Origin of the sequence: Erythrobacter ani (assembly GCF_019204025.1) — a bacterium.
In the GTDB taxonomy this organism is placed as follows: domain Bacteria; phylum Pseudomonadota; class Alphaproteobacteria; order Sphingomonadales; family Sphingomonadaceae; genus Erythrobacter; species Erythrobacter ani.
Map to the genome: position 1 here is coordinate 237,094 of NZ_JAGSPB010000001.1, position 19,552 is coordinate 256,645.

Genomic DNA, 19,552 nt, shown 5'->3' on the forward strand with positions numbered 1-19,552 from the left:
GCTACGCCGCCTGCGCCAGCGGGATTTCGACCTCGGCAAAATAACGCGCCATCGCTTCGACCGAACGCTCGCTCAAGGCGATGAACGCACGCCGTTTATCCGATCTGTCCGCGACCCGTTCGAAGATACCGCTTTCGACCATCTGCTTGACCCAGCGCAGCGCAGTGGTCGCCGGAACACCCGCTGCGATGCAGAGGGACGTTACCGATACCCGCTTGTGCTCCGCGTGCGCTGCCGTGAGGTCGAGCAGCATATCCCACGCCGGGTCTGCAAACAGCTCTCCATCGAAAAACCGCGCGCGTGCCTGCCGCGCCGCGAGCATCTGCCGGACCATGCGCGGGTCGGGCAGCGGCGGATAAGCAGACCTGGCACCCAAACCCTTGTCGCCGGGCAGCGGTTCGCCCGCACCGCGAAATTCGCGCTTGTAATCGCTCAGACGCTGCGGTTTCGGCGCATCGGACAGGGATATCCGGTCAAGTTCCTGCGCAATGCCATCCACCTGCTGTGATAGCCGCAGCAACGCCATCCTATCTTCCTCGCTCATTTCGCGCGCGCGCGAACCCGAAACATTCGCGAGGGTTCGGCCCACGGCGACCACGCGTTCGGCCCGGCTTGGCTCGACCAGTATCTGCGGCCGTGACTGATCGAGGACCGCAAAAATATCGTCCAGCGCCTCAAGCGAAGTGACCACGATCAATTCCGCACCGGATCGCGCAATTCGCATATCGAGCCGCGCCAAGGATGCGAGCACACTGCCATCCAGCACCGGGCAATCGACCATCACCACATCGCCCAGCAAGGTGATCGGTCCATCGAGTAGCGCGGCAATCTCCCCGCCATCAACGGTGCGAAACCCGGCTCCTGTCAGATCCTCCGCGATTTCCGCCCGCATTCGAGGCCGGTCGGCGAAAATCGCGACCCGCGCAGGCAACCCAGCGGAATCCCGCGCCACATCATACGTAAAATCGTCTGCCATCGCGTTCGCCTCGCCCATCGAATCATCACCGCTAAGGGAACGAGAGTAGAACAAAGAGGGATCAGGTCAAGTAAATCGTGGAATTTCCGCGCTGTCTGGCATCGCAATTGAACCAATTGCGCCTAACACCCGACTACACTTGTGATGACCGAAAAATCTTGCCCTCCTGCGCCGAAACCCGGCATTCTGTTCGACGAATTGCTCGTCGTGATGGTGCAGCAGGGTGACCGCCACGCTTTACAGCGGCTGCATGCTCGCTGGAACGCACGGCTGGTGCGCGCTGCATATCGCTTCACCGGTGATAGCGATCTCGCGCGCGATCTGGCGCAGGAATGCTGGATCGGGATCTGGAAGGGAATCGGCAAACTGCGCGATCCGGCGCTGTTTCGCAGCTATGCCTTTGCGATCCTGCACCGGCGCGGGGCCGATCACCTGCGCGGCCAACGTCGCATTCCGCAAACCCACGGCAGTGATCCTCCGGAACCATCAGAGCAGGCCGTCCAGGGTGAAGCGCTCGCGCTGCGAGAAGCCTTTGCCGCCCTGCCACCGGACCAGCGTCTCGCAGCGCACCTTCACTTCGTCGAGGGCTTCACTCTCGCAGAAATCGCTGCGGTTCAGGGCATCCCCACAGGCACCGCCAAGAGCCGCCTGTTCCACGCACGCCGCAAGTTGAAAGCGGCGCTGACCGAGACTTCACAAGGAGAAACGACATGATAACCCCCGATGATCGCATCAAAGATGCGCTGAGCGATGATGACTATGAGTTCCTGAATGCCCTCGAAGGCGATCGCGGGCTTTTCCAGCAGATCGGCGATACCTGGAAAGGGCCGCTGGGCGGCTGGGCGAAACTGATCTTCGGCTTCACCGTGGCGATGGGAATCCTGTTCCTGTTCGTTATCTGGCAAGTCGCGCATTCTGCCGACCATCCGGTCGTTCACGCGCTATGGGCGATTGCCGGCGTCGCTTTGCTGATCATCATTGGCTTCGCAAAGGAATTTATGTTCGCGCGCATGAACATGCTGACGATCCTGCGCGAAGTGAAGAAACTTCAGGTGCAGGTCGCTTTGCTTTCGGAGGAGAAGGATCACGATTGAGCCGGCGGCGCGTATCACCCAACGCCGCCGCATATGTGGTCAATCGACGAATGGATCGCGCATCAGGATCGTGTCGTCCCGCTCAGGGCTGGTGGATACCAACGCAACCGGGCATTCGATCAGTTCCTGCACGCGCTGGATGTACTTGATCGCATTGGCAGGCAGGTCGGCAAAGCTGCGCGCGCCTGCCGTGCTTTCGCTCCAGCCTTCCATTTCTTCGTAGATCGGTTCGACTTCGGCCTGTTCGCCGGCGTGGCTCGGCAGATAATCGTAGACATTGCCGCGCAGGCGATATCCGGTGCAGATCTTCACCGTGTCGAGCCCATCGAGCACGTCGATCTTGGTAAGGGCGATGCCGGTCACGCCGCTGATCGCACAAGTCTGGCGAACGATGACGGCATCGAACCAGCCGACCCGGCGCTGACGCCCGGTGACAGTGCCGAATTCATGGCCCCGCTCGCCAATACCCTGTCCGACCTCATCATCGAGTTCGGTTGGAAACGGGCCGGACCCGACGCGCGTGGTGTATGCCTTGACGATGCCGAGCACGAAGCCAGTCGAATTGGGGCCCAGGCCGGAGCCGCTCGCCGCCGTCCCGCTGACCGTGTTCGAACTGGTGACGAACGGATAGGTGCCGTGATCGACATCAAGCAGCACGCCCTGCGCACCTTCGAACAGGATCTTCGCGCCGGCCTTGCGGACTTTCTTCAATCGCTTCCACACCGGCTGCGCGAACCGCTGAACGAAGTCGGCGATGTCGCGCAATTCCTCGATCAAAGCCTCACGGTCCACCGGCGGCTGGTCGAAACCTGCCCGCAGCGCATCGTGATGCGCGCATAGCCGGTCAAGCTGCGGGTCGAGGCTGTCGAGATGAGCAAGATCGCAGACCCGAATGGCGCGGCGCCCGACCTTGTCTTCGTAAGCGGGTCCGATACCGCGTCCGGTGGTCCCGATCTTGCCCTTGCCAGCCGCAGCCTCGCGCAAGCCATCGAGATCCCGGTGCATGGGCAGGATCAGCGGGCAATTGTCGGCAATCGCCAGGTTATCGTCATTGATGACAACGCCCTGCCCTTCGAGCTTTTCGACCTCGTCGCGCAGCGCCCATGGATCGAGCACGACGCCATTTCCGATCATGCTCATCGTGCCTGAGACGATCCCGGATGGCAGCAGGCTGAGCTTGAACACTTTCCCGTCGATGACCAGCGTGTGCCCGGCATTGTGGCCGCCCTGAAACCGGACGACGACATCGGCGCGGCTGGCAAGCCAATCGACGATCTTGCCCTTGCCCTCATCGCCCCACTGGGCGCCGATCACGGTGACGTTGGCCATTCAAAAGCTTTCTTTACGGGTATACAAACGGCGCGGGCGTAGGCGGTTGGAAGGGTAAGGGCAAGCTGCTTGCGATGAGCCTGTGAAAAGCATCTAATACATTTCGCGACACGGTTTCTCTTGGCCTGGTGTTCGCTTCGGTCGAGACAGGGGGATGGCGGTGCAGCATCGCGGGAGAATCGGTTTGAAATATGCAAGATCAGCCCTTGCCGCCTTCACTGTCTCAGCGCTTGTGGCAGCGCCGATCTTCGCCCAGCAACGCGACCGGCCATCACGTGAGTGCATTCGCGAAATCACCGAGCTGTGCGGGCGCGATCGATCCGTGATCAGGGCGTGCATGCGCGAGAATGCGGCGCAGCTTTCTGACGAATGCTCGGGCGAACTGCGCGGCCGCGCGCAACAACGCAGGGAAGCGCGCAGCGGCCCTCCTCCCCAGGCGCAAATCCGCGCAGACCGAACGGTAATTTATGGCAATGACCAGCGTCAGCAGGTCGACGTCTTCGAACCGGAAGGCGCTGTCGATGAGTTGCCACTGGTGCTCCACATCCACGGCGGCGGATGGTCGGCGGGCAATCACAAACTGGTGCAATCCAAACCGAGGCATTTCACCGGTCAGGATTATTACTTCGCCTCGACTGGTTACCGTCTGCTCCCTGGCGTTACGGTTGAAGATCAGGCCGCCGATATCGGGGCGGCCATCCAGGCGCTCAGCGGGCAGGCCTCGGCTATAGGGTTCGATGCCGACCGGATCGTCATTATGGGTCACAGCGCGGGCGCTCACCTCGCCGCGCTGATCGGAACCGATCCGAAGTACGCCGGCGCTGCATTCGAGGCCATACGCGGCGTCATTCTACTGGACAGCGCCGGTTACGACATTCCGAAGAATATCGCTGAAGCAGCTTCGCGCACACGGCACCTGTATCTCGATGTGTTCGGTGACGATCCTGCGCGGCAACGCGCGCTTTCGCCGGTGACATATGTTGGCGCGCCGGACGCTCCCAGCTGGCTCGCGCTTTACGTCGCGGACCGGGAGCGCTCGGCCGGGCAGGCGCAATTGCTGGCAAGCGAACTCACCGCCGCCGGAGCGAATGTGCAGGCGGTCCCGATCCCGAACACCGATCATGGACGCCTCAACCGCGAAATCGGCACCGAGGCAGGGGCCGCGCAAACGCAGGCGATCGATGCTTTCCTGAAGGACGTCTTCGGTTAAGCCGACGCGATCACGTCGATTTCGACGAGCAGTTCGGGCAGCGCCAGCGAGCTGACCTCGACGGTCGTATCCGCCGGATAAGGCGGCGTGAAATGCTTCTTGCGCGCTTCCACGATTTTCGGGAAGTTTGCCATGTCGGTCAGGTAGATCGTCACTTTTACAATTTTGGACAGATCGCTTCCCGCGGCCTCGAGCACGCGCTCGATATTGGCGAGCGTCTGGCCGAGCTGGAGATCGAAATCATTCTCTCCGACGATCGAGCCATCCTCGGCAAGGGCTGCCTGCCCCGAAAGAAAAACGAGGTCACCCACGCGCCATGCCGGGGCCAGCGCGTAGGGTTTCAGCGGGTCCGGATCGATCGAAACAGGCACCGGCTTTTCACTCATCGCACATCCTCTTCGGCAGTTTAAAGTTCGGCGGGTTCGCCATTCTCGAGCACGTGCGAACATCCAAGCGCGCGCGGGTCCTCGTGTTCCGATAGCTGTTCCAGCGTCCTCCATCCCGCGCTTCGCAATTGCTCCGCCTTGCTCGCATCGAAACCGAGCGGGAGGTAAACGGTCCGCGGCGTTTCGGGCTGAGGCGCCGCTTCGGCCACGGCGTCGACGTAAATGGTAAAGCCGGTGGCCGCCTCATCACGGCCGCCGATCTGATACGTGCCTCCCCGCCCCGCCGCACCGCGCACACCGTGCGCGTAGAGGGTAAATCCGAACCAGCTCTGATATTCGAAGCCGTGGCGTTCCGTCGGGTCGAGCGTGATACGGGCAGTGTCACCGATCCGCGATGCAACCGCTTCGAGACCTTCGAGGCGACTTTTTAGCGCACCGCCCGCATCGAGCTCGCGCAGCTTCGCCATCGCGTCTTCGAATGGCCCGGTGGCATAGAGCAAGGGCAGATAGGCCTCGCCGCCAGCGGCCTTCAGTCCGCCCGCATCCTTCGTATCCAGTTCGCGGCGCACCTGCTCGACCGTAGCGGGTGCGAGCGGCATCGCCTTCGCTGCGAGCGTGTCCACTAGATCAGGTAGAGTGAAATCGACCGAAATGCCCGTCAGCCCGGCGGCGCGAAGGGCACGTACCGCAAGAGCAACGACCTCGCCTGCGGCAGCTGCGGTGTCGGCTCCGATCAATTCGGCCCCGAGCTGCAGGCGCTCTCGTGCGGGATCGAGCTGGCTCGCACGGATCAGCGCGGTGTCGCCGCAATAGGCAAGACGCAGCGGGCGCGGCGCATTCGCCATGCTCGTCGCAGCAATCCGTCCGATCTGCGGAGTGATATCGCTGCGCAATGCCAGCGTGCGCAGGCTCGCCGGGTCGACAAAGCGGAACATCGACCGCGTGGTGATCCCCTGCATCCGATGCTCAAGCGAGCCTTCGAATTCGAGCAGGGGTGGGCGCACCCGGTCGTATCCGTGATTGTCGAGCACATCGAGGCAGGCCCGCATCGCGGTGTTGATGCGCGCAGCCGAAGCAGGGAGGCGGTCTTCCAGCCCTTCCGGAAGGAGATCGGATGTATCAGTCATTTCGAAACGCCGGTGCGGCGATAGCGTCCCCGGGTCAAGCCCCCAAAGGCCAAACCCGAGGACGCGCTATTTTCAAAAGGCCAGCGATTTGACCAATTTCACCCCTTCGAGGTTTTCAGCGTCGGTGAGCGTTTCTGCGCTCAATGGCTGGTCGAGACTCAGCAGCAGTACAGCCTCGCCGCCCGCGTCCCGCCGACCGAGGTTGAACGTGCCGATATTGATACCGCGCTCACCCAGCAGCGACCCGATCCGGCCGATGAAGCCCGGTTTGTCATCATTCACGATGTAGAGCATGTCGCCATCGAGATCGGCTTCGATGCCAATGCCGAAAATCTCGACCAGGCGCGGCTTATCCGCACCGAACAAAGTGCCCGCAACCGAACGCGGTCCGGCGTCCGTTTCGACCGTCACGCGGATCAGCGTGTTGAACGCGCCATCGCGCTCATGCCGGATTTCGCTGACATCGAGCCCGCGCTCTTTCGCCAGATAGGGCGCGTTGACCATGTTCACAGTGTCGGAATACCGCCGCATGAACCCGGCCAGCACCGCACCTGTGATCGGCTTGCCATTGAGCTGGGCCGCAGCGCCTTCGCGCTCGATGCTGATCTTGGTGAGATTGCCGTGGGCGAGCTGACCGACGAGCGAACCGAGGCTTTCGGCGAGCGCCATGTAAGGTTTGAGCTTGGGCGCTTCCTCCGCGCTGAGCGAAGGCATGTTGAGCGCGTTGGTGACGCCGCCATTCACCAGATAATCGGCCATCTGCTCTGCTACCTGCAGCGCGACGTTGACCTGCGCTTCGGTTGTCGATGCACCAAGATGCGGTGTGCAAATGAAATTGGGTGCACCGAACAGAGGGTTTTGCGTGGCGGGTTCCTCGGCAAACACGTCCAGCGCTGCACCTGCAACCTGGCCGCTTTCCAGGCAATCCTTGAGCGCGACCTCGTCGATCAACCCGCCGCGCGCGCAATTGACGATGCGGATGCCCGGCTTGGCGTTCTCCAGCCGCTCACGCGACAGGATGTTGCGGGTCTGATCGGTTAGCGGGGTGTGGAGCGACACGAAGTCTGCGCGCGACAGCAGGTTATCGAGGTCGACCTTTTCGACCCCGATTTCAACCGCCCGTTCTTCGGTAAGGAAAGGATCGTAAGCGATCACTTTCATCTTGATGCCCTGCGCGCGCGCGGCGACGATCCCGCCAATGTTGCCGGCACCGATAAGGCCCAGGGTTTTTCCCGTGACCTCAACGCCCATGAAATCCTTTTTCGGCCATTCGCCCGCTTGCGTGCGGGTGTTTGCCGCGGGGATCATCCGGGCGAGCGCCATGATCATCGCAATCGCGTGCTCTGCAGTCGTGATCGAGTTTCCAAACGGGGTGTTCATCACGACCACACCCTTGCCGCTGGCATAAGGTATATCGACATTGTCGACGCCGATGCCGGCGCGGCCAATAACCTTGAGGTTGGTCGCAGCGTCGAGAATTTCCGGCGTGACCTTGGTCGACGAACGGATCGCAAGACCGTGATATTCGCCGATGCGGGCCTTCAGTTCTTCGGGTGTCTCGCCGGTGATGACATCGACCTCGCAGCCCCGCTCTTCGAAAATGCGCGCAGCGTTGGGGTCCATCTTGTCGGAGATGAGTACTCTGGGTTTGCTCATGGGATTATTCCTTGGGTCAGCCGCGCGCCTCGGGGATCGCGCAGCTCATACAGTTCAATGTGGCAGTTCGATCTGGAAAAAAGGTGGCGGTCCGGCAGGCGGACCGCCCGGCATCAGCCGTTCTTGACGGTCTCGTAAGCCCATTCGATCCACGGCAGCAGGCGTTCGATGTCTTCCGCCTCGACCGTGCCGCCGCACCAGATGCGCAGGGACGGCGGAGCGTCGCGGTAGCCGTTGAAATCGTAACCGACATTGCGCTCTTCGAGCAGCTTGACGATTTTCTTTGGCACAGCGGCTTTGTCTTCGTCCGAAAGACCGTCGTACCATTCGCCCTGGAACATCATGCACACGCCGGTATTGGTGCGCTGCGCCGGGTCGGAGACCATGTTGCGCAGCCAAGGCTTCGCCTCGATCCAGTTCTTCACCGTGTCGGCGTTTTTATTCGCACGTTCGAACAGCGTTTGTCGACCGCCGATCGACTTCGCCCATTCGAGAGCCGCGATATAGTCTTCGGTTGCGAGCAGCGAAGGCGTGTTGATCGTCGCGCCTTCGAAGATTCCGCGATTGAGCTTGTCGCCCTTTTTCATCCGGAACAGCTTGGGCAGCGGCCACGGGGGATCATAGCTTTCGATGCGCTCGACCGCCTTGGGCGAAAGGATGAGCATGCCGTGCTGAGCCTCGGACCCCATGACTTTCTGCCAACTGAAGGTCGTGGCATCGAGCTTTGCCCAGTCCATCTCCATCGCGAAGATCGCGCTGGTCGCATCGTTGATCGTGATGCCCTCACGCCCCGGCTCCAGCCAGTCGGTGTTGGGTATCATCGCGCCACTGGTCGTGCCGTTCCAGGTGAACACCACGTCATTGCGCTGCGGGATGGTCGAAAGATCAGGGATCTCGCCATAATCGGCAGAAAGCGTCTGCAGGTTGGGCAGCTTCAGCTGCTTCACCGCATCCTGAATCCACACATTGCCAAAGCTTTCCCACGCAGCGACCGTTGCCGGGCGCGCAGGATCGAGCATCGTCCACATCGCAGCTTCGAGCGCCCCGGTATCCGATGCGGGCATGATGCCGACAATGTAGTCGTCGGGGATGCCGAGCAATTCCTTCGTCAGGTCGATGGCATATTTCAGCCGCGCCTTGCCCACAGCCGAGCGGTGGGAGCGTCCGAGCGATTCGGTTTTTAACTTGTCGAGGGACCATCCGGGGAACTTGACCGTCGGGCCGGATGAAAATTGAGGACGCTCAGGCTTGAGCGGCGGCTCATGGCTGAGCCCACGTGCATATTCAGTCATGTATTCTCTCCTTACAGAGAGCTCGCGCGGCGTTGGGACCGCGTGGCCCGTTGGCCGCTCTAGTGATGTCGTTTGAGGAGTCAACGCAGGAGGCAAAGAATTGTTGCCGCTCTTACCTCTCGCAATATTTGCGACACTCGCTTAAACGTCGCTCGCAATGCAGACTTCGGATCTTCGCATCGCCCTGTTCAGCGGCAACTACAACTACACCCGAGACGGCGCCAATCAGGCGCTCAATCGATTGGTGGGATCGTTGCTGGGCAAAGGCGCAAACGTACGGGTGTATTCCCCGACAGTGGCCGAGCCTGCGTTCGAGCCGACCGGTGATCTTGTCAGCCTGCCCTCCGTCGGTTTCCCGTTCGGGCGCGGCGAATACCGGTTCCCGACGGGGCTCAACGGCCGGATCAAGCGCGATCTTCTGAAGTTCAAACCGAATGTCATGCACTTGTCATCACCGGATGTGGCGAGCCATGCCGCACTCAAATGGGCGCAGGATCACGATCTTCCAGTGCTCGGGTCGGTTCACACCCGGTTCGAAACCTATCCGCGCTATTACAAGATGGCGTTTCTCGAACCGATAGTGATTCGGATGCTCAGGCGGTTCTACAATCGCTGCGACGCGCTTGTCGCTCCGTCGGATAGCATGATCGAGGAATTGCTCGAGATGGACATGCACGACGACATCTCGCTGTGGTCGCGCGGGGTGGATCGCACGATCTTTTCCTCCGAGAAACGCGATCTGGACTGGCGCCGGTCGATGGGTCTTGCCGATGACGATGTGGCGATCGTGTTCCTGGGACGTCTGGTCATGGAAAAGGGTCTCGATGTCTTTGCCGAAACCATCGTCCAGCTGCGTAAACGACAGGTCCCGCACAAGGTGTTGGTGATCGGCGATGGACCGGCCCGTCGGTGGTTCGAAGACATACTGCCGGGTGGCATCTTTGCCGGATTCAAGACGGGTGAGGATCTTGGTCAGGCGTTGGCGAGCGGCGACGTTTTCTTCAACCCCTCGATCACTGAAACATTCGGCAACGTCACACTCGAAGCGATGGCCAGCGGGCTTCCCGTCGTGGCAGCTGGCGCGACGGGGGCATCCAGCATCGTCAATAACGGGGTGACGGGCCGTCTGGTGCCTCCCGGCGATATCGCCGGTTATGCAGAGGCGATTGCGCCCTATTGCACCGATCCGGCGCTGCGCATGTCTCACGGCAATGCAGGCGAAGCGCGCAGCCGTGAATATGGCTGGGAAGCGATCAACCAGGTTGTCGCCGACACTTATGTCCGGCTGATCGAAGATCGCCGCGCGCTGCAACTGGCCGACGAAACGCAGGCAGCAGCGGCGTAGCGATCAACGCAAGACGCCGGCGCGCTTCATACGGCTCGCATAAAAGAACAGACCGATGGTGATGATCCAGATCACGGCTGCGAAAACATCCTGCCCTGTGGTCTGCATCGAATCCGGCATGGCGGCCACAGCTCGTTGATAATACGTCGTTCCGAGTAAGCCGACGATCGAAATGCCGAACAGCCATACAGCCCACTTGCTACGGATCAGCAGCGCGAGCGATCCGAACAGGCAGCCCCACACGCCCAGTGCCCAGAACGCGACAGCCCAGGCAGGAAAGCCATAGAAATAAGCAAGCTGTTCGGGCGGAAAACCCAGCCCCTCCAGCATGCCGAGTTCCGTCATGGTGTAGCTCGCCGCACCGACCGCATTCCAGAGCAAGCTGACCACACCAATCACCCAAAGGTGCCATGGTGTCCGCACATCGCCAATTCTGTTCATGTTCCCCTCCACGCAATGGGCGGCCTTATCGGCTGGCCGCTCCGATGCGGGGGAGACTAGGCGCGCAGACCGTTCGCCGCAAACGCGTTAACGATCGGCGTTGCAGCGACGCCGATGAAGGGCGTCAGAGCCGCTCGATCCGTTTTGCGACCTCATCGATAATGTCGACGATTTCATTGATCGTCCCCTGGTCAAGCTTGCCAGCTTTGGCGCGGTTCTTGAGCACATTGGCAAGGTTACCCATGGCGCGGAAAAGGTCGGGAGATTTTTCCTTTACGCGTTCGGCTCGCTCGCCGTGCTCACCGAGACGGCCCATCAATTCGTCGACTTCCGAGGCGCGTTCTTCCAGTTCGGTCTTGCCCGATTTGGTCACCTTGAACGGCTTCTTTCCACCTGTCTCGCCGTCATCATCCTTGGGCTTGGCCTGTTTGATCTGACCTTCTTCTTCGAGCATTTGCAGGGTGGGATAGACCGCACCGGGGCTTGGCGCGTAGGCGCCGCCGGTCATGTCCTCGACCGCCCGGATCAATTCGTAGCCGTGACGCGGCTCTTCATTGATCAGCGCCAGCAACACGAGACGCAGTTCGCCCGTGCCGAACATCCGCCCTCGCCGTTTGGTCCGTTTGGGCCCATCCTGCCAGTTTCGCGAGCGGCGCGTTCGGCGCTCCCCGTCTTCCCAATCGCTAGCCGCCGAAGCCGCCATCATCGCAATCATGGGACCGAGGTTGTTCCAGCCGCCTTTGCCATATTTCTGCCAGGTCATCCGTCTTCTCCAGATATCATTAGATAGGTCCAAGATATATCTTAGAGCTATCGATACAAGAGCGGATTGGTAATTTCCGACGAGCGGCTTATTTCGGTCCACGAATGGCAGACCTGTTTGGAAATGATGCGCCTGCTCCCGCTCGGGACGACACCCCGCGTGATGACGCGCCCCTGGCCGATCGGCTGCGCCCGCGCGCGCTTGCCGAAATCATCGGTCAGGATCACCTGACCGGCCCAGAAGGCGCAATCGGGCGCATGGTCGCAGCGGGCAAGCTTTCCAGCATGATCCTGTGGGGACCGCCCGGCACTGGCAAGACCAGCATTGCCCGCCTGCTCGCCGATGAAGTGAACATGCGGTTCGTGTCTATCAGCGCGGTCTTTTCAGGCGTCGCCGATCTCAAGAAAGCTTTCGCCGAAGCGGACAAGATGGCGCAGGCGGGCCAGCGCACGCTCTTGTTCGTAGATGAAATCCACCGATTCAACCGGGCGCAGCAGGACGGTTTTCTGCCCTTTGTCGAGCGTGGCACCGTCACACTGGTTGGCGCGACGACCGAGAACCCCAGCTTTGCGCTCAACGCCGCCTTGCTCAGCCGCGCCCAGGTCCTGATCCTTGAACGGCTCGATCACGCCGCGCTTGAAGCGCTGCTTACGCGCGCGGAACAGCTCGAAGGCCCCCTGCCCCTGACCGAGGACGCGCGCGCCGCGCTGCTTGCTTCGGCCGACGGCGACGGACGTTTCCTGCTTGGCCAGGCGGAGACGCTTTACAATGCGTCTCTCAACCAGCCGCTCGATCCCGGCGCTCTGGGTGCGTTTCTGCAACGCCGTGTCGCCGTCTACGACAAGGACCGCGACGGACATTACAACCTGATCAGCGCGCTGCACAAAAGCCTGCGCGGCTCGGACCCGCAGGCTGCGCTCTATTACATGGCGCGAATGCTCACCGCCGGCGAAGAGCCGCTTTACGTACTGCGGCGCCTCGTGCGCTTTGCAAGCGAAGATATCGGCCTCGCCGATCCCCAGGCTCTCACACAATGCCTTGCAGCGAAAGACGCATATGAGTTTCTCGGCAGTCCCGAAGGTGAACTGGCGATAGTCCAGGCGTGCCTGTATTGCGCCACCGCGCCCAAGTCGAACGCGGCCTATGCCGCTCAGAAATCCGCGTTCAAGGCCGCCAGGGAGACTGGCAGCCTGAGGCCGCCCGCCAACATCCTCAATGCGCCGACCAAGCTGATGAAGGATATCGGTTACGGCGCGAACTACTCCTACGATCACAACGCCGAAGAAGGCTTCTCCGGCGACAATTACTGGCCCGAAGAAATGGCGCCGCAAGTCTACTACGAACCGGTCGAGCGCGGTTTCGAGCGCAAGATCAGGGAGCGGATCGAATATTGGGACAGGCTCCGGGAGGAGCGTCACCCGCGCTCTGTCGGCGAAGCGGTGGCGCAAAAGGATGCGTGAATGGGACCACTTCGTCGCGATCGACTGGTCCGGTGCCAAGGGTGAGCGGCACCAGGGAATTGCGATCGCCATTGCCGAAGCAAAGGGCGGCGCACCTGTTTTGGTCGACCCTCCCGAAGGCGGATTCTCACGCAATGACGTGATGGAAATCCTGCGCGATGACCTTCCCGCAAATTCGCTGGTCGGCATCGATCTGGGCATCAGCCTGCCGTTCAACGACGCAGGCGCGTTCTTCCCCGGCTGGGACGCGAGCCCCAAAAGCGCGAAGCGGCTATGGGCGCTGATTGACGATATCTGCGAAGGCGATCCGCATCTCGGCGCGAACAGTTTCGTCGATCACCCACAGGCTTCGCGATATTTCCGCCATGGTAAGGACCGCTTGGGCGACAAGTTCCTGCTGCCGGGAGCGATCACGCGAGAGGGCCGCTTTCGCGAGGCCGAAACCGCGCAGCGCGCGCAGAAATGCCGCCCGGTCAGCAATTTCAACCTCGTCGGAGCAGCGCAGGTCGGCAAAAGCTCGCTCACTGGGATGCGGATGCTTCACCGCCTGCAGGGCCATCTGCCGGTCTGGCCCGTTGACCCTATTCCCGACCGGAGGCTGAAGCAGGGCGGATCACTGCTGGTCGAAATCTACACCGGCCTCGCATCGAAGGAGACCGCAGCACTGGGCGGGCGGACGAAACTGCTTACCTACGCCGATCTCAACGCCGCGCTCGAAGTGCTGGATTGTCCCGCTGTCGACCGCATCGGCGAAGTGGACGACCATTCGTCCGACGCCTTGCTGACCGCCGCATGGCTGCGGAAGGTCGCGCCCGAGAAACGCCGCTGGGAACCGAAATGCCTCACCGCGCAAATTGCCTATACAGAGGGGTGGACATTCGGCGCGCTTTGAAGCATTTGGCGCGCGTTCCGATCGGACGCGCTTGTGGTCGAGGAACCGATGGATGGGCCGGCTTAGCTCAGTTGGTAGAGCAGTTGATTTGTAATCATCAGGCCGCGGGTTCGACTCCTGCAGCCGGCACCATTTTTGGGGGACGCGATCGAAAATGCCTTTGAATGGACGCTCGAACAGTTCGGTCGGTCCGGCATCAAAGGCTCCAATGTCAGCGGCAGCGTCTCAACTTTCGCCGCTCTCAAACGCAGTAATGTTACTTGCTTTAGCCATCGGGCTCGTCGGCGGTCTGCAGCTGTTCTACAGCCATATTTACTGGATCCACCCCGATTTAGGGGGCGGAATCCTGTCGGGACGCCTTTCCACAACGCTCGGCAATTCATTCGAAAATTACAGCCTCTATTTCCCACCCGCAGAACGCGCTTGGTTTTCATTCATTGTATGGGTGAGCGGCATTATCGGATTGAGAATCGATCTGACCGCCATTTTCCTGACATCAGTCGCAGTCTTGTTCTCTGCGGGGCTTGCATATCACGTCCGGCGCAACACCCTGGGTGCGTCTCCCCTTTTTCTCGCCATATCCCTCGTTGTGCTGGTCGCCCTGCCGATCGCGTTCCTGAACGTTTTCGGGCTACGTGCGCACATAGTCGTTCTGGGTCTCTGGCCTTATCTCGTTCTCCGCATCTCCGACCCCGACGGCACAAAAATCGGCTGGAAGACCCGTCTTCTGGTCGGCCTGTGGCTTGGTGCCACATTGCTGCTCAAATATCTCTATAGTTTGATTGTACTCTTGGTCGAAATCGCGGATGCCGCTTTGCAGCGACAGCCATTCATCCTTTTCCGCATTGAGAATGTTGTTTCCGGCGCTATCGTCGCGGCTTACATATTGAGTTGGTTGGTCCTTGATCCGGACCAACGCGAAGCGATCGGCGTGATCGTCAACGCAATTGACGCCAACCTCACCGACAGCGTTACCAACTTACAACAAGCAGCCATCAGCATGGCCTTGGCAGTTTTTTTCGTCCTGATCGGATTTGTCTTCAAAGTTCCCGCAAGACCAACCGTGATCGGGCTCGCGGTAGTTTCAGGGGCTGTTGCGGCTGCGTGGATCCAATCCCGCTGGTACAGCCACCACCTGTTCCCGGTCACTTGCGCATATGCCGTTTGGTTATGGTTCATACACCGCGACGTCAAAGCGATCTGGCTGTTCGCCATCGCCCTAGTCCTTCTACGGCCTGTGATCGGAGAATACCTGAGCACAGCTCCTTATCAAAAGGGTGTGACCGAGCTTGATAAGGCAATGAATACGGCCGGATTGTCGGTCGAGGGCAAACGGGTCGGTGTCCTCATCATGAACCCGTCTCCAGTCAATCAGTATTTGGCGGTGCACGGCGCGTGGCGTTGGAACGCGAGCGTTAACAATTCCTACGTCGCGGCTGAATTGAAGCCTTTCGACACGCCCGACAATCTAGGCCTCAAACCGCCCCCGCTCACGCTGGAAGAGCCCGGAAGGCGGATGCTCCATGACGAGTTCCTCCGGCTGTGGGAGGATATGCCGCCGGATGCCCTCATCCTCGATCAGACGACGAGCTGGCCGCTGCGGAACGTCGTAGTGGACTGGACCCACGTTTTCTCGGAAGATCCGCGGTTCAACGCTCTTTTTTCGCAATACCGCCTGGTGCTGGAGCATGACGGAGAGCACGTCAGGTTCAGGTATTTCGAGCGGAGAGAATAACGCGCCTTACGCTGCCTAGACTATCATCGTCCAGTCGAGCGGCTCACCCCGTTTCAAAGCCCGCACAGCCGTCTTCCCAGTGATCTCGGGCAGGTGCTTCGGAGCGAGGCCGTGGCCGGGCCGAATCGAGCGGACATTCTGCGATGTCATCGTCTCACCAGCAGCAACATCCCGGACAATATAGAGCGAACGCCGAAACTGGATGGAAGCGCTTTCACTTCCCTGAAGATCGTATGTCGCCTTGCCCAGGGCCCGCCAGGCGCGTTTGCAATCCCGCACGAGAGCGGTGAACTCCTCAGGTTCGAGACTGAACGCTGAGTCCGGCCCGCCATCGGCGCGCCTGAGCGTGAAGTGCTTTTCAACAACGGCCCCACCCAACGCAATGGAGGCCACCGCCACCGGAGACCCGGATGTGTGGTCGGAAAGTCCGGAGACGACATCAAAACGGTTCGCCAGATCGGGAACCGTCCGCACATTCGATTGCTCGTCGGGTGCGGGATAGGAACTCACGCAATGCAGCAGCACGATTTCTTTACAGCCATTGTTCCGAGCGGTCGCGACAACCTCATCAATCTCGTCCAGATTGGCCATACCGGTGGAGATGATCAGCGGCTTCCCCTTTGAAGCGCAGTACGCCACGAGCGGCAGGTCGACTGCCTCAAAGGAAGCGATCTTGTAGGCAGGCGCGCCCAGTTCCTCCAAAATGTCGACGGCCGTTTGGTCAAATGGCGATGAAAACAGCGTCACGTCCAGTTCTTTGGCTCTGCGAAAAAGCGGTTCGTGCCATTCGAACGGCGTTTGCGCCTCCCTATAGAGGTCGTGGAGCGTGCGGCCGTCCCACAGACCTCCCTCGACCCGGAATTCGGGCGCGTCATGGTCGATCGTGATCGTGTCTGCAGTGTAGCTCTGGATCTTGATTGCGTCGGCGCCTGTCGCAGCTGCGGCTTCGAGGAGTTCAATGGCGCGGTCGAGGCTCCCATTGTGGTTTCCCGACAATTCGCAGATTACATAGGGATCATAGCAAGATCCGATGCGCCGACCGGCGATGCTTATTTCTGGGGCGTCGGTCATGCCTGTTCTTTCTTCATCTCGAAGCTCGTGAGTGGCGCCCGCCGGCCTGAGCGGATGATTTCAAGAGCCGATGGATAGCCGCAATTCACGAGCAGATCGACAATGCTCATATGGCTCGTGAAGACATCCATCGTTTGCGGATAATGAGGGTGAACGAAATTGTGATAGCGCAGATCGACACCCGACCCTGCAAACGCGCCGCTTTCGTGCTCGCGCTCGATGTAATCCGCACTACCTTGGGCAGCGATATAGTGATCGGATCCGATAGCCCTGCATATCGCGAGCAGCCGATCGTCTTTTCGGCCCTCTGCGTCTTCCACACAGGACGACTGCGCGAAAGGCGTGTCGATACCCATCTTCCTCGCGGTGCTGGTGATGAAATCCATGTTCAACGCGCCGATCGTCTTGTGGCCCGCAGACATCAAGGCTTCCAGATTGCCGAAGACATCGGCAAAATGCGGAGCTTTGGCGTAGGCGTGGCGGATGGTGGCGAGGTGCGTCCTCATCCATTTCGGACCAGGGTCGATCGCGGTATTGGCAAACGTGCTGTCTGATTGTTGGCTATGACCCACAAGAGGCACGGTGAGATAAGTCTCGCCGTTCTGGCAAAGGATGCGATTTCGAACACCCCAACTGCGTTTCAGCACCTGAGCGTCGTCGAGAAACACGAATGTATCTGCGCTGTCGATCAGATCGAAATATCCGATCCACGGCAGATATGTGGGCTGCATGATAGCGCTTATCATGATGCTTTCGCAATCATCCCGGTCCCAAGAGCCTTTTGCAAGCCAGCCTCGACTTCGGTGAACTTTTCGCCTTTGGCGTATGCTTCCCATGCGCCGGGGACAAAGTTGTCACCAAGGCGGTCCATGAGGACCATCCTCAGTCCACCAAGCTTATCCATAGTGTCGACCGTGTGGTAAAGCCATCGCGGTTTGATCGAACGATACAACAGGCCACCGATCGTCAGTTCGCCTTCGAACCCGTCGAGCAGGAGATGGATATCCTCGGCCAGCTCATCACCTTCGGCCTCGTAAACACACTCGGCGGTGAGTAACTTGGCTCCGCCGCTTTCATAAATATACACTCTGAAGCAGCTGCCAGTGGCCGTGAAATTCTGGGCGTAGAAAGGCGCAGGACCGGTCCAGTTGACCTCGAAAGTGTAGGTTGCGAATTTCTTTGCAGGAGCTTTGGGAGCTTCGAGGCCGACAGCTTTGAAGAGCGGCATCGGGCTCGCCGCCCAGACCAGCACGTCGTCGGATGAAACTTCACCGAGCACGTTGGCGGGGCGAGCAAGGCTGCGTTGGTTGATGTCGACACCGATAGAGCACAGTGCGCTACGGCACTGATCAATCAGCGCCGTAAAGCCGCCGACCGGCAAGCTCGCCTGAACATTGTTCGAATAATCCCACATGGATCGTGGGATGCCGAACAGCGCGTTGGCGTGGCCATCCAATCGCTTCGCTTCCGAAAGCGCCTCAAGTGGCGCGCCGGTTGCGAAAACCCGGTTGATGGCGAGCGGATCGGCTGCGCTGGCGTGCAATTGCGAAGGCGCGCAGCCGACATGCCACCGGACATAACGCGCAAGCGGGAATGCAAGCGCGTCCTCATAGCAATCGAGGCGGTCGCCCAGGTTGTTGCCATCAAGGGGATGCAGTCGAGCTTTCGATCCCGGTAACGCTGGTCCACCGAAATCATCGGTGTAGACCGGCCCGTCCGGCCCGGGGCTGACCGATCCGAAACGGTTATCGAAGTCTTTGAAAACGGCGCCATGCTGTTCGAGCAGCGATCGAATCGGGTCGCCTTCCGGGCCGAAATATATGCACCCTTCGCGCATTTCGCGCCCGTTATTGACCTCCGGCAAGGCAATGCCACCGAGCCGATCCAACCGCTCATGCAGTTCGATATTCCTTGCGCCGAGACGGTGAGCCTGAAACGCGGCGAGGATCCCTGTAAATCCTCCGCCGACAATCTTTATGCGTTTCATGCGCGGTCATCCCCATGTCGAGGGACCGTCAGGATGTAGAACGTTGGTTCAGCTAGCATGGCCAACCCCACTAAGGGGAAGGCGTAGACAATTCGTTAACTACGATTGCTGCTGCAACCGGGCTACGCTGAGTTGAGAGCGCGCGGATCGATGTCGCTGCGATGCACGTAAATGGTAAACTCGAATGGGATCGAACCGGGCCGCACAGCATAATCGTGGCGCAAGTTGACGAGCGGCGACAGCTCTTCCTTGCAGAAGCGGAAGGCATGCATCGGATCTTCGTAATACAGCCCGTCATCAAAGTAGTCGACGAAGCGGCTGAGCATGTTGAACGCGTACCCGGTTCCAGCCTGCGCCATCAGCCGCTTGGAAACCTGTTGGAAGAAAGCTCTGTTATCGGACATGGCGTTGTTGAATACGCCGCTTACCAGCACGTAATCGAACATCTCGTCCGCTGGGTTTTCCAGAATATCGCGAACCTCGAACCTGCCGTCCGGGTGTGCAGAGCGCGCAAACTCGATCGCTTCAGACGAGATATCGTAGCCGATATATTCTCCTTCGAAACCGAAAGAGCGCTGCAGCAGGCTAAGCATCTGACCGGTCCCGCAACCAAAATCGAGGATTTTGCTATCCTTGGACACGCCGATTTCGCACAGCACCTGCATCCGCCGTTCCTGCGTTTGCCGGTCCGCATATTGCGCGCTTTCGGCAGCGTCGCCGTGGCGTTTAACCAGTTCGCCGTAATGCTTCGCCAGGGATTCGATGTCGTCCTTGAAAATATTGGTCAT

19 protein-coding genes and 1 tRNA gene are annotated in these 19,552 nt (G+C 60.1%); 8 read left to right on the top strand and 12 right to left on the bottom strand.

All coding sequences use genetic code 11. The features are described 5' to 3' along the window. Window position 1: 1 nt before the first annotated feature. Window positions 2-976 (bottom strand): helix-turn-helix domain-containing protein, encoded by a 975-nt coding sequence (locus KCG45_RS01225; protein ID WP_255547890.1) that lies wholly within the window; start codon window positions 974-976, stop codon window positions 2-4. 144 nt (window positions 977-1,120) lie between these two features. Here KCG45_RS01225 and KCG45_RS01230 point away from each other — a divergent pair, with 144 nt between their 5' ends. Beyond that, complete coding sequence (locus tag KCG45_RS01230; protein WP_218315331.1) at window positions 1,121-1,690, top strand: RNA polymerase sigma factor; 570 nt, start codon at window positions 1,121-1,123, stop codon at window positions 1,688-1,690. Then, complete coding sequence (locus KCG45_RS01235; RefSeq protein WP_218315332.1) at window positions 1,687-2,070, top strand: DUF6768 family protein; 384 nt, start codon at window positions 1,687-1,689, stop codon at window positions 2,068-2,070. The genes KCG45_RS01230 and KCG45_RS01235 overlap by 4 nt, the downstream gene beginning before the upstream one ends. Before the next feature lie 39 nt (window positions 2,071-2,109). Here KCG45_RS01235 and KCG45_RS01240 read toward each other — a convergent pair whose 3' ends face one another. Next, window positions 2,110-3,399, bottom strand: coding sequence for an adenylosuccinate synthase (locus KCG45_RS01240; RefSeq protein WP_218315333.1), 1,290 nt, complete (start codon window positions 3,397-3,399; stop codon window positions 2,110-2,112). Between the two features lie 184 nt (window positions 3,400-3,583). On the opposite strand from KCG45_RS01240, the gene KCG45_RS01245 reads away from it, so the two are divergent. Beyond that, window positions 3,584-4,609 carry an alpha/beta hydrolase gene (locus KCG45_RS01245; protein WP_218315334.1) on the top strand — a complete coding sequence of 342 codons (1,026 nt, stop codon included), beginning with the start codon at window positions 3,584-3,586 and terminating at the stop codon, window positions 4,607-4,609. On the opposite strand, the gene KCG45_RS01250 is transcribed toward KCG45_RS01245, so the two are convergent. The 4 genes from KCG45_RS01250 to KCG45_RS01265 all read right to left on the bottom strand — a co-directional run bounded on the left by KCG45_RS01250 (window position 4,606) and on the right by KCG45_RS01265 (window position 9,070). After that, window positions 4,606-4,995 (bottom strand): RidA family protein, encoded by a 390-nt coding sequence (locus KCG45_RS01250; protein ID WP_218315335.1) that lies wholly within the window; start codon window positions 4,993-4,995, stop codon window positions 4,606-4,608. The genes KCG45_RS01245 and KCG45_RS01250 overlap by 4 nt on opposite strands. A gap of 20 nt (window positions 4,996-5,015) precedes the next feature. Beyond that, window positions 5,016-6,122, bottom strand: coding sequence for an ATP phosphoribosyltransferase regulatory subunit (locus tag KCG45_RS01255; protein WP_218315336.1), 1,107 nt, complete (start codon window positions 6,120-6,122; stop codon window positions 5,016-5,018). Between the two features lie 72 nt (window positions 6,123-6,194). Beyond that, on the bottom strand, window positions 6,195-7,778 hold the full coding sequence (gene serA, locus KCG45_RS01260; protein ID WP_218315337.1) for a phosphoglycerate dehydrogenase: 1,584 nt from the start codon (window positions 7,776-7,778) through the stop codon (window positions 6,195-6,197). Window positions 7,779-7,891: 113 nt separating this feature from the next. Beyond that, the gene (locus KCG45_RS01265; RefSeq protein WP_218315338.1) at window positions 7,892-9,070 is read right to left on the bottom strand and encodes a phosphoserine transaminase; all 1,179 of its coding nucleotides are present in this window, start codon (window positions 9,068-9,070) and stop codon (window positions 7,892-7,894) included. 157 nt (window positions 9,071-9,227) lie between these two features. On the opposite strand from KCG45_RS01265, the gene KCG45_RS01270 reads away from it, so the two are divergent. Next, window positions 9,228-10,415 (top strand): glycosyltransferase family 4 protein, encoded by a 1,188-nt coding sequence (locus tag KCG45_RS01270; protein WP_218315339.1) that lies wholly within the window; start codon window positions 9,228-9,230, stop codon window positions 10,413-10,415. Window positions 10,416-10,418: 3 nt separating this feature from the next. Here KCG45_RS01270 and KCG45_RS01275 read toward each other — a convergent pair whose 3' ends face one another. Beyond that, complete coding sequence (locus tag KCG45_RS01275; RefSeq protein ID WP_218315340.1) at window positions 10,419-10,856, bottom strand: hypothetical protein; 438 nt, start codon at window positions 10,854-10,856, stop codon at window positions 10,419-10,421. Between the two features lie 124 nt (window positions 10,857-10,980). Then, window positions 10,981-11,619: a PadR family transcriptional regulator gene (locus KCG45_RS01280; protein ID WP_255547891.1), complete on the bottom strand. Its 639-nt coding sequence runs from the start codon at window positions 11,617-11,619 to the stop codon at window positions 10,981-10,983. A gap of 104 nt (window positions 11,620-11,723) precedes the next feature. On the opposite strand from KCG45_RS01280, the gene KCG45_RS01285 reads away from it, so the two are divergent. The 4 genes from KCG45_RS01285 to KCG45_RS01300 all read left to right on the top strand — a co-directional run bounded on the left by KCG45_RS01285 (window position 11,724) and on the right by KCG45_RS01300 (window position 15,706). After that, window positions 11,724-13,079 carry a replication-associated recombination protein A gene (locus tag KCG45_RS01285; RefSeq protein WP_218315341.1) on the top strand — a complete coding sequence of 452 codons (1,356 nt, stop codon included), beginning with the start codon at window positions 11,724-11,726 and terminating at the stop codon, window positions 13,077-13,079. Then, window positions 13,072-13,971: a hypothetical protein gene (locus KCG45_RS01290; RefSeq protein ID WP_218315342.1), complete on the top strand. Its 900-nt coding sequence runs from the start codon at window positions 13,072-13,074 to the stop codon at window positions 13,969-13,971. The genes KCG45_RS01285 and KCG45_RS01290 overlap by 8 nt, the downstream gene beginning before the upstream one ends. 56 nt (window positions 13,972-14,027) lie before the next feature. Beyond that, window positions 14,028-14,103 (top strand) — tRNA-Thr (locus KCG45_RS01295). A gap of 121 nt (window positions 14,104-14,224) precedes the next feature. Then, window positions 14,225-15,706, top strand: coding sequence for a hypothetical protein (locus KCG45_RS01300; protein ID WP_218315343.1), 1,482 nt, complete (start codon window positions 14,225-14,227; stop codon window positions 15,704-15,706). A 15-nt stretch (window positions 15,707-15,721) separates the two neighbouring features. Here KCG45_RS01300 and pseI read toward each other — a convergent pair whose 3' ends face one another. The 4 genes from pseI to KCG45_RS01320 form a co-directional block, all read right to left on the bottom strand. Next, the gene (gene pseI, locus KCG45_RS01305; protein ID WP_218315344.1) at window positions 15,722-16,777 is read right to left on the bottom strand and encodes a pseudaminic acid synthase; all 1,056 of its coding nucleotides are present in this window, start codon (window positions 16,775-16,777) and stop codon (window positions 15,722-15,724) included. Beyond that, window positions 16,774-17,523, bottom strand: a complete 750-nt coding sequence (locus KCG45_RS01310) for a WbqC family protein (RefSeq protein ID WP_218315345.1) — start codon at window positions 17,521-17,523, stop codon at window positions 16,774-16,776. The genes pseI and KCG45_RS01310 overlap by 4 nt, the downstream gene beginning before the upstream one ends. Continuing rightward, on the bottom strand, window positions 17,520-18,764 hold the full coding sequence (locus KCG45_RS01315; RefSeq protein ID WP_218315346.1) for an NAD(P)-binding protein: 1,245 nt from the start codon (window positions 18,762-18,764) through the stop codon (window positions 17,520-17,522). Before KCG45_RS01315 ends, KCG45_RS01310 begins: the two co-directional genes overlap by 4 nt. Before the next feature lie 122 nt (window positions 18,765-18,886). Further along, on the bottom strand, window positions 18,887-19,552 hold the full coding sequence (locus tag KCG45_RS01320; protein ID WP_218315347.1) for a class I SAM-dependent methyltransferase: 666 nt from the start codon (window positions 19,550-19,552) through the stop codon (window positions 18,887-18,889).